The organism is Streptomyces sp. NPDC043726 (assembly GCF_056436565.1).
This window is the reverse complement of record NZ_JBWKCI010000036.1, coordinates 1-1,049: the sequence shown is the minus strand read 5'-3', so window position 1 is coordinate 1,049 and position 1,049 is coordinate 1. Positions and strand designations below refer to the sequence as shown.

The window sequence follows — 1,049 nt, the reverse complement described above, 5'->3', positions numbered from 1 at the left end:
TCTCGTGACTGCGTGCCTTTTGAAGAATGAGCCTGCGAGTTTGCGGTGTGTTGCGAGGTTAACCCGTGTGGGGAAGCCGTAGCGAAAGCGAGTCCGAATAGGGCGATATAGTAGCGCGCTCAAGACCCGAAGCGGAGTGATCTAGCCATGGGCAGGTTGAAGCGGAGGTAAGACTTCGTGGAGGACCGAACCCACCAGGGTTGAAAACCTGGGGGATGACCTGTGGTTAGGGGTGAAAGGCCAATCAAACTCCGTGATAGCTGGTTCTCCCCGAAATGCATTTAGGTGCAGCGTCGTGTGTTTCTTGCCGGAGGTAGAGCACTGGATAGGCGATGGGCCCTACCGGGTTACTGACCTTAGCCAAACTCCGAATGCCGGTAAGTGAGAGCGCGGCAGTGAGACTGTGGGGGATAAGCTCCATGGTCGAGAGGGAAACAGCCCAGAGCATCGACTAAGGCCCCTAAGCGTACGCTAAGTGGGAAAGGATGTGGAGTCGCACAGACAACCAGGAGGTTGGCTTAGAAGCAGCCACCCTTGAAAGAGTGCGTAATAGCTCACTGGTCTAGTGATTCCGCGCCGACAATGTAGCGGGGCTCAAGCGTACCGCCGAAGTCGTGTCATTCCAGCACATACTCCCAACGGAGGCTGGGATGGGTAGGGGAGCGTCGTGTGCCGGGTGAAGCAGCACCGGAAGGTAGTTGTGGACGGTTCACGAGTGAGAATGCAGGCATGAGTAGCGATACAAACGTGAGAAACGTTTGCGCCGATTGACTAAGGGTTCCTGGGTCAAGCTGATCTGCCCAGGGTAAGTCGGGACCTAAGGCGAGGCCGACAGGCGTAGTCGATGGATAACCGGTTGATATTCCGGTACCCGCTGTGAAGCGTCAAACATCGAGCATCGTGATGCTAAGGCCGTGAAGCCGCCCTGATCTCTTCGGAGTTGAGGGGAGTGGTGGAGCCGCCGAACCAAGCGGTTAGTAGGTGAGTGATGGGGTGACGCAGGAAGGTAGTCCATCCCGGGCGGTGGTTGTCCCGGGGTAAGGGTGTAG

The 1,049-nt window shown here is 57.0% G+C and carries 1 rRNA gene; it reads left to right on the top strand.

Going from position 1 to position 1,049, the window contains the following annotated elements:
- Positions 1-1,049: ribosomal RNA gene (locus AC068Z_RS42230) — 23S ribosomal RNA — on the top strand; the annotation flags it as partial.